Annotated in this window: 10 protein-coding genes; 5 read left to right on the top strand and 5 right to left on the bottom strand. The window is 64.7% G+C overall.

The window, feature by feature from the left end:
* Window positions 1–286: 286 nt before the first annotated feature.
* The 5 genes from QTH97_RS36425 to QTH97_RS36405 are packed head-to-tail and all read right to left on the bottom strand — an operon-like array spanning window position 287 to window position 4,866.
* Window positions 287–1,582 carry a TRAP transporter large permease gene (locus tag QTH97_RS36425; protein WP_286573628.1) on the bottom strand — a complete coding sequence of 432 codons (1,296 nt, stop codon included), beginning with the start codon at window positions 1,580–1,582 and terminating at the stop codon, window positions 287–289.
* 3 nt (window positions 1,583–1,585) lie between these two features.
* Window positions 1,586–2,074 (bottom strand): TRAP transporter small permease, encoded by a 489-nt coding sequence (locus QTH97_RS36420; RefSeq protein ID WP_286573626.1) that lies wholly within the window; start codon window positions 2,072–2,074, stop codon window positions 1,586–1,588.
* A gap of 55 nt (window positions 2,075–2,129) precedes the next feature.
* The gene (locus QTH97_RS36415; protein ID WP_286573624.1) at window positions 2,130–3,101 is read right to left on the bottom strand and encodes a TRAP transporter substrate-binding protein; all 972 of its coding nucleotides are present in this window, start codon (window positions 3,099–3,101) and stop codon (window positions 2,130–2,132) included.
* A gap of 44 nt (window positions 3,102–3,145) precedes the next feature.
* Window positions 3,146–4,036 carry an SMP-30/gluconolactonase/LRE family protein gene (locus tag QTH97_RS36410; RefSeq protein ID WP_286573622.1) on the bottom strand — a complete coding sequence of 297 codons (891 nt, stop codon included), beginning with the start codon at window positions 4,034–4,036 and terminating at the stop codon, window positions 3,146–3,148.
* A gap of 5 nt (window positions 4,037–4,041) precedes the next feature.
* On the bottom strand, window positions 4,042–4,866 hold the full coding sequence (locus tag QTH97_RS36405; protein ID WP_286573620.1) for an NAD-dependent epimerase/dehydratase family protein: 825 nt from the start codon (window positions 4,864–4,866) through the stop codon (window positions 4,042–4,044).
* A 66-nt stretch (window positions 4,867–4,932) separates the two neighbouring features.
* Between QTH97_RS36405 and QTH97_RS36400 the strand changes: the two genes are divergently transcribed.
* The 5 genes from QTH97_RS36400 to QTH97_RS36380 all read left to right on the top strand — a co-directional run.
* A complete protein-coding gene (locus QTH97_RS36400; protein WP_286573618.1) occupies window positions 4,933–5,763 on the top strand; it encodes a FadR/GntR family transcriptional regulator in 831 nt (276 codons plus the stop codon).
* A gap of 130 nt (window positions 5,764–5,893) precedes the next feature.
* Window positions 5,894–6,871: a Bug family tripartite tricarboxylate transporter substrate binding protein gene (locus QTH97_RS36395; RefSeq protein WP_286573616.1), complete on the top strand. Its 978-nt coding sequence runs from the start codon at window positions 5,894–5,896 to the stop codon at window positions 6,869–6,871.
* 103 nt (window positions 6,872–6,974) lie between these two features.
* Window positions 6,975–7,886, top strand: coding sequence for a 5-dehydro-4-deoxyglucarate dehydratase (kdgD, locus tag QTH97_RS36390; protein WP_286573615.1), 912 nt, complete (start codon window positions 6,975–6,977; stop codon window positions 7,884–7,886).
* Window positions 7,887–7,930: 44 nt separating this feature from the next.
* Window positions 7,931–8,377 (top strand): nuclear transport factor 2 family protein, encoded by a 447-nt coding sequence (locus QTH97_RS36385; RefSeq protein WP_286573614.1) that lies wholly within the window; start codon window positions 7,931–7,933, stop codon window positions 8,375–8,377.
* Window positions 8,378–8,531: 154 nt separating this feature from the next.
* On the top strand, window positions 8,532–8,820 hold a 289-nt coding region (locus tag QTH97_RS36380; protein WP_286573612.1), incomplete at its 3' end, for an aldehyde dehydrogenase family protein.

The following is an 8,820-nucleotide window of genomic DNA, read 5'->3' as shown; positions in this document are numbered from 1 at the left end:
CCTTGTCCACCAGCGTCAGGCCGGAGGGAAACTCCGTGCCGGCCGGCAAGCCGCCGTCGTTGGCCACGATCGCGACGTTGTCGCGATCGTCCATGCTGATGCACAGCGGCGTCATCGCGCTTTCCGACATGTCAGTTCTCCGCTGCCTTTCTTGCAACACCGACCCCACGAAACCCCCACGCCTGCATGCGGAAAACACCGCGGAACCGGGTTCGCCGGGCCGCTGGTGTTGCGCCCTGCAAGAGGGCGGAGAGCGGCAAGAAATGCGCGAGCCTGGGCGTGTGCATTATTTGACGACCATGTAAAGGCTGGGGAGCCAAGTGGAGAAGGCCGGAACAAAAGTCACCACGCCGAGCGCAAAGATCAATGCGCCGTAGAAGGGCCAGATGGTCTTCATCACCGTGCCGACCGACACCCCGCCGATCGCGCAGCCCACGAACTGGGTCGTGCCCACCGGCGGAGTGTTGAGTCCCAGCGCGCAGTTGATGAGCATCACGATGCCGAACTGTACCGAGGTCATGCCGTATTGCTGGGCGATGGGCAGGAAGATCGGCGTGCACAGAAGGATGGTCGCTGCCATGTCCAGGAAGGTGCCCAGCACGAACAGGATGATGTTGATCAGCAAGAAGATCACCCACGGCGTGCTCGTGATCTGCGACAGCATCTGGCCCGTCAACTCGGCCACGCCGTACAGGCTGATGAGATAGCCGAAGGTGCTGGAAATGCCGATCAGCAGGAGGATCACGCCCGTGGTGCGCACCGCCTTCGACGCCGCCTTGACGAAGTGTTCCCACTTCAACGTGCGGTAGACGAAGATCGTCAGCGCCAGCGCGTACAGCACTGCCACGGCGGCCGATTCGGTCGCGGTGAACACGCCGGACAGGATGCCGCCCAGGATCAGCACCACGATGAACAGGCCCGGCAAGGCCGCCGCGAACGAACGCGCCACGATCTGCCAGCCGGGAAAGGTGCCTGCGGGGTAGCCGCGCTTCACCGCGACCAGATAGGCTGCTGCGAGGTTGCTGATGGTGAGCACCGCCGCCGGCAGCAATGCCGCCAGGATCAGCGCCGCGATGGACACCTTGCCGCCTGCCGCGAGCGAATAGATGATCAGGTTGTGGCTGGTCGGCATCAGAGCGCCGACGAGTGCCGCGTGCGTCGTCACGTTGACGGCGTAGTCGGCGTGATAGCCCTCTTTCTTCATCATCGGGATCATCACGGCGCCCATGGCCGAAACGTCCGCCACGGGTGAGCCCGAGACGCCGCCGAACAAGGTGCAGGCCACGACATTCGACATGCCGAGGCCGCCGCGCACGTGGCCCACCAGGTCGCGTGCGAGATTGACGATGCGGTCGGCAATGCCGCCATAGAGCATCAGCTCGCCGGCAAAGATGAAGAACGGAATCGCGAGGAACGAGAAGATTCCCATGCCCGAGGTCATCTGCTGGAAGCCGACCTCCAGCGGAAGGCCTTCATAGAGCAGGGTGGACAGTGCCGACAGGCCGATGGAAAACGCCACCGGTACGCCCAGCAGCAGGAAGACCGTGAAGGAGATGCAGAGGATCAGGAGAGGAATGGTCATTGCTCAGCCCCAGGCGGGTTCGACTTCGCCGCCCTTGGCAAGCGCGATGATGTGTTCGATCGAGAACATCACGATCAGGACGCCGGACACTGCGGCCGGCACGTATTTCCAGCCTTCGGAGATCCACAGCGTGGGAAGGCGATAGCCCCAGACAGATTCGGCCAGTGACGCGCAGTTCCAGGCCATCGCGGCGCCGAACAGCAGGATCAGGAAATGGATCAGAAACTCCATCTTCAGGCGAAGCCAGTCCGGTGCGAGCACGAGGAAGGATTCGAGCCCGATGTGGCCTGCGTCGCGCACGCCAACGGCAACGCCGAGCATGGTCACGTAGAGCACCAGCAGCAGCGCGAGGCTTTCTGCCCAGGTGGGGGTGTTGTTGAGGACGTAGCGGCCGAACACCTGCCAGCTCACGGCGCAGATCACCGCGACGAGGCCGAAGATGCCCAGCCACATGCAGGCGCGAGCCAGCGTGCGGCAGATTTTCGTGTACATGATGTGCCTTTGCCCCTCTCGCGTGCGGGAGAGGGGCAGGGTGGGAAGACCGGACTTACTTCGTTTCCTGCACGCGCTTGACCAGATCCTTCAGCTTCGCGTCGACGATGAACTTGTCGTACACCGGCTTCATTGCGGCCTGGAAGGGAGCCTTGTCGATCTCGATGATTTCGGCGCCGCCGGCCTTGACGGTCGCGAGCGACTTGATCTCGCGCTCTTCCCACTGCTTGCGCATGTAGGGCACCGACTCCTTGGCGGCCTGGCGGATCCAGCCTTGCTCCTCGGGCGAGAGCTTGTCCCACGCACGCTTGGAGAACAGCAGCATCTCGGGGGCCATCGAGTGCTCGGTCTTGGTGTAGTACTTGGCAACCTCGAAGGCGCGAGCGCTTTCGTAGGTCGGGTAGTTGTTTTCGGCAGCGTCGATCAGGCCGGTCTTGAGGCCGGTGTAGACCTCGCCCATCGGCATCGGCGTGGCATTGGCGCCCATGGCTTCGAGCATCGAGACCCACAGGTCCGACTGCTGCACGCGGACCTTCAGGCCCTTCATGTCGGCGAAGCTGCGCACGGGCTTCTTGGCGGTGAACATCGAGCGCGCGCCGCTGTCGTAGTAGGCGAGGCCGATGAAGCCCTGCTTTTCACAGGACTTGAGGATCTCTTCGCCGATCGGGCCGTCGAGCACCTTGTGCAGGTGGTCCACCGAGCGGAACAGGAAGGGCATGGTCGGCACCTGGGTCTCGGCGCAGATGTTGTTCATCGGCGCGATGTTGACGCGCACCATTTGCAGCGCGCCGATCTTGGCCTGCTCGATCGTGTCCTTCTCGCTGCCCAGGGCGCTGTTGTTGAACACCTTGATCGTGTCCTTGCCGCCCGAGAGTTGCTTGAGACGCTCGCTCATGAACTTGACGGCCGTGACCGTCGGGTAGTCGTCAGGGTGGATGTCGGCCGACCGGAACTCGGTGGCCTGTGCGGCCATCGCGGTCATGCAGGCCGCGATGGCGACGATGAGTGCGTGTTTGTGGACCTTCATTTGTCTTCCTCTGCTGGTGGTTGTCGTGAAAATGAAATCTGGATTCAGGCGCCGAACATCGGTTCGGGGATGCCCTGGGTGCCTGGGCGCAGGGCGAAGACACCGCCGGCCAGGGGTTGATCGGAAAGGTCGCCGCCGGGGCGGATGGACGTGACGAACAGCGTGTCGAGCTTCGGCCCGCCGAAGGCGCACATCGCGGGCTTCTTGACGGGCACGGCGAGCGAACGGTCGAGCTTTCCTTGGGGTGTGAAGCGATGCACCAGGCCAGCATCGTTGCCGCAGATCCAGTAGCAGCCGTCGGCGTCGATGGCCGCGCCGTCGGGCCGGCCGGGCAGGGGATTCATGTCGACGAACACGCGCCGGTTGGAGGGTGTTCCGGTCGCAGTGTCGTAGTCGAAAGCCCAGATCGTCTGTACGCTGGGGTGCGAGTCCGACAGGTACATGGTTCGGCCGTCGGGGCTGAAGGCGAGGCCGTTGGGAACGATGAAGTCCTCCAGTTGGACTGTCGGCGCCGTGTCGGCCTTGTCCTGGCGATAGACGCGTCCGACGCGCGAGCCGGCCGCCATGTCCATCAGCATCGTGCCGGCCCAGAAGCGGCCCTGGCGGTCGCAACGGCCGTCGTTGAAGCGCATTCCCGGTGCCGCGTGCGTAACGGACGCCAGCCGGAAGGCTTCGACCCGGCCGTCGTCCAGGGTCTCGATGGAAAAGATGCCACTTTCCATGCCGGCAATCCAGGCGCCCGGAGCATCGCCGCGCGGCGCGATGCAGGCGAGCATTTCGTTGCAGACCCACTGCGCGTGGCCGTCGGCGGACCAACGGTGAAGCGCACGGCCAGGAATATCAACCCAGTACAAGGCCTCTTCGGCCACGGACCAGACAGGGCTTTCGCCCGTGCCGCAGCGTGCGTCGACCACGAGTTCGGCATTGGCGGACATCGCGCTCAATCGCCAAAGGGGCCCTGGGCCGTGAAGGCACCGCCCTGGTAGATCGCGTTGGGGTCGGTGGGCGCGACGGGCGGCTGCGCCTCGACCTTCGCACGGAAGACTTCGGAGCTGTCCTGCGGCACGAAGCCCAGGTGCGCCGCGGCATCGTTGTCCCACCATACGTAGCGGTTGGCGGACATGCCGTAGACCACGGTGTGCTTCACGTCGGGCGTGAAGAGCGACTTCTCCATCAGCTGGGTCAGGTCACGGTAGCTCAGCCAGGTGCTCATCATCCGTCGGTTGGCCGGTTCGGGGAAGGAAGAGCCGATGCGGATGCTGACGGTCTCGATGCCCCAGCGGTCGTAGTAGAACTGCGCCACGTCTTCACCGAAGGATTTCGACAGGCCGTAGTAGCCGTCGGGTCGGCGTGCCACGTGGGCGTCGAGGTGTTCGCTCTGCTTGTAGAAGCCGATCACGTGGTTGGAACTGGCGAAGACCACGCGCTTTACCCCGTGGCGGCGCGCAGCTTCATAGATATGGAACACGCCCTTGATGTTGGCTTCGAGGATTTCCTCGAAGGGGCGCTCCACCGACACGCCGCCCAGGTGCACGATGGCATCGCAGCCGGCGACCAGTGCGTCGACGGCCGCCTTGTCGGCGAGGTTGCAGGGCACGACTTCTTCGTGGGGGCCTTCGGCCGGGGGCAGCGCCGCGATGTCGGAGACGCGCAGCACATTTGCGTAGGGGCGCAGGCGCTCGCGCAGCACTTTGCCCAGGCCGCCGGCGGCGCCCGTCAAGAGCAGTCGGCCGAGGCGCAGCGGGGTGGGGGAGGTCTCGCTCATGGATGTCTGGTCTCTGGTCGTAAGTTATCTGTTGTCATACAACATCGCGGCGATTATCATCAAGGCATGTCGAGCCTGTCAACGGGGTCAACCGCAACGACCGAACAACCTGCCTTCGGCGCGAACCCGCGCCGGAGGGTCCGTGGACTGGCCCATGGCCTGGTGGACGATCTGGGCGAGAAAATTCGCAGCCAGCAGTTGCGGCCGGGCGACAAGCTGCCGACCGAGTCGGCCATCATGCAGGCCTACGGCGTGAGCCGCACCGTCGTGCGCGAGGCGCTGTCCAAGCTGCAGGCGGCGGGACTGGTCGAGACGCATCACGGCATCGGGACCTTCGTGTTGCAGCCGCGCGCGGCGGGCATGTTCCGGCTCGATGCGTCGGACATCGCCACGTCGGTGGACGTGCTTGCGGTGCTGGAACTGCGCATCAGCCTCGAGACCGAATCCGCCGGCCTGGCTGCCACGCGGCGCACGGAAGAGCAGTTGCTCGCCATGCGCGAGGCGCTGGACGACTTCGAGCGCAACGTGGCGGTGGCGGGGGATACGGTGGAGCCCGATTTCCGCTTCCATCTCCAGATCGCGCAGGCGACGGGCAACTCGTACTTCGCGGACATCATGAGCCATCTGGGTACCACGATCATCCCGCGCACCCGAATCACCGCCATCCGCAATCACGACCGGCGCGGGGAGTACCTGACGCGCGTGAACCGCGAGCATGAAGAGATCTATGCCGCCATCGCGCGCAAGGATCCCGAATCGGCTCGCGCGGCCATGCGCATCCACCTGACGAACAGTCGTGAGCGCCTGCGCATCGCCCAGGAAGCGGCCAAGAACGCCGCTGAACCGGCGGCCGCCGATGCTGCGGTGCCGTCGACGCCCGTCGCCCCGGCGGCTTGATTCTGAATTTTTTGTGCAAGGCTGGACATCGCGCAAGTCTAGTTGTACGATGACTGATGACATTCGATGTCGCTTCCGACCTCCGCTGGGCGACATGCAACATCCTTCAACTGCATCAGGAGACACACACATGACCATGAACCGACGCGATCTCATGCTTGGCGCCGTGGGAGCGGCCGGCCTCGTGGCCGCTGGCGGCGCTCGCGCGGCCGATGCCTGGCCCGCACGGCCGATCCGCATCGTCGTCCCTTACCCGCCGGGTGGGTCGTCCGACATCATCGCCCGTTCCATCAGCCAGCCGCTGTCGGAGGCGCTGAAGCAATCCGTCATCGTCGAGAACAGGGCCGGTGCCAATGGCAACCTGGGCGCGGACCTCGTCTCCAAGGCGCCCGGCGACGGCTACACCCTGCTGTTGTGCGATGTCGGGGCGCTGGCGATCAGCCCCTCGGTCTACACCAAGCTGTCCTTCGATCCGTCCAAGGACCTGCGCGGTGTCACCATGCTGGCCTATTCGCCGCATCTGCTCGTGGTGCATCCCTCGGTGCAGGCCAACAACCTCAAGGAACTGGTCGCGCTCTCGAAGAAGTCCGACCTGAACTTCGCGGTGACGGCCACCGGCAGCGCACCGCACCTCGCGGGCGTGGCGCTCGAACGTGCGAGCGGGGCGCGCTGGCAGTACGTGCCCTACAAGGGCGGTGTGCAGGCGGTGCAGGACACCGTCGCCGGGCAGACCCAGGTGCTCATGAACGGCATGCTCGCGACGCTGCCGCACGTGCAGAGCGGCAAGCTCAAGGTGCTGGGTGTTTCCAAGGGCACGCGCATGCCGCTGATAGGCGACGTCCCGACCATCGCTGAGCAGGGTGTTTCCGGCTTCGAATCCGGCACCTGGCAAGGCGTGCTGGTGCCTCGCGGCACGCCGGACGCACTGGTGCAGCGACTGAACAAGGAATTGGTCACGATCATCCGGTCGCCCGATATCCGCTCGCGCCTTGCCGGCCAGGGCGCCGAAGTCGTGACCATGACACCGGCGGAGCAGGAGCAGTTCTTCGAGAAGGAACGCTCGCGCTGGGCCAAGGTCGTCAACGCCGCCCAGATCAAGCTCGACTGAACGCTGGCCCTGCCGCGCTCGTCCTTTCGTGGGCGTGGTGCGGCACGGCGTCGGCCGTCTCCCGCACCTCTCACTTTCGTCTCACTGTCCCCCTACTTTCGACATGAATCCTCAAGAACTCAAATCCATCATGGGCTCCGGCCTGCTGTCGTTCCCGCTGACCGATTTCGACGCCGACGGCACCTTCGACAAGAAGGGTTACATCGAGCGCCTCGAATGGCTCGCTCCCTACGGCGCGAGCGCACTGTTTGCCGCCGGCGGCACGGGCGAGTTCTTCTCGCTGACCGGCGACGAATACCCCGGCATCATCCAGACCGCGGTCGACACCTGCCGCGGCAAGGTGCCGATCATCGCGGGCGCCGGTGGTCCGACGCGCTTCGCGATCCAGTGCGCGCAAGCGGCCGAGAAGGCGGGTGCGCACGGCGTGCTCCTGTTGCCGCACTACCTCACCGAAGCCGGCCAGGAAGGCCTTGCCGCGCACGTCGAAGCCGTTTGCAAGAGCGTGAAGTTCGGCGTCATCGTCTACAACCGCGGCCAGAGCAAGCTCTATCCGGACACGCTCGAAAAGCTGGCCGAACGCTGCCCGAACCTCGTCGGCTTCAAGGACGGCATCGGCGACATCGAACTGATGAGTTCCATCCACCTGCGCATGGGCGATCGCTTCGCCTACCTGGGCGGCCTGCCGACGGCGGAGGTCTATGCAGCGGCCTACAAGGCGCTGGGCACGCCGGTGTATTCGTCGGCCGTCTTCAACTTCATCCCGAAGACCGCGATGGATTTCTATCATGCGGTCGCCAAGGACGACATCGCGACGCAGCACCGCCTGCTCAAGGACTTCTTCATGCCGTACCTGGAGATCCGCAACAAGGGTCAGGGCTACGCGGTGAGCATCGTCAAGGCCGGCGCCAAGATCGTCGGCCACGACGCGGGCCCGGTGCGTACGCCGCTGACCGAACTCAAGCCCAATGAGTACGAAGCCCTGGCTGCGCTGATCGACAAGCTCGGCCCGCAATAGGTTCTTTTCGCCGATCCACAACCACAACACCTGGAGACAAAGACATGCTGAAGAAACTCATCCTCGTTGCTGCCGCCACCGCGGCTTTCGCAGGCTGCACGACCCTGGGCGCCAAGGATCCTGCTGCCGCGCCGGCCGTGGCTGCTGCGGCGGAGAAGCTGCGAGTCGCCATGATCGACCCAACCCCTGCGGCGCTCGGTGCCCTGGTGGCCGACGATCTCAGCTACGGCCACTCCGGCGGCAAGGTCGACACCAAGGCGAGTTTCATCAGCGACCTGATGGACGGCAAATCGGACTTCGTGACGATCACGATCACCGAGCAGACCATCAACGTGATCGACAACGTGGCGATCGTGCGGCACACGCTCACGGCCGACACCAACGACTCGGGCAAGCCCGGCAAGGTCAGCATCAAGATCCTCGGCGTCTGGCAAAAGCAAGGCGACTACTGGAAGTTGCTGGCCCGCCAGGCGGTGCGCCCGCCGCAGTAATCAGCGAGGGCGTGTCCGTCAAGACTCCCTCCGGGCAACGCTGGGAAGCGGGCGCGGGCCCCTGAACAGCGGGGTCAACCATTAACCTTTGCCATTGCGCGCAGGGCCGCCATGCGGCCCTGCGTTTTTTCCGACCGACTCCAAGGATCCAGCCATGCAGAAATTCGACAACCTCATCAATGGCGAATGGCTCGCCGGTGTCAGCTACAGCGCCAACACCAACCCGAGCAACCTGGCCGACGTGCTGGGCCAGTACGCCCAGGGCGACGCGAACCAGGTGAATGCCGCGGTCGCAGCCGCCACTGCCGCCTTTCCAGCCTGGTCCACCAGTGGCATCCAGGCTCGCTCCGATGCGCTCGACAAGATCGGCAATGAAATCCTCGCGCGCAAGGAAGAACTCGGCACGCTGCTCGCACGCGAGGAAGGCAAGACCCGCGCCGAAG

Source organism: Variovorax gracilis (assembly GCF_030317115.1).
Classification (GTDB): Bacteria; Pseudomonadota; Gammaproteobacteria; order Burkholderiales; family Burkholderiaceae_C; genus Variovorax; species Variovorax gracilis.
Note: the sequence above shows the minus strand (reverse complement) of the source record. Positions and strands in the feature narration are given on the sequence as shown.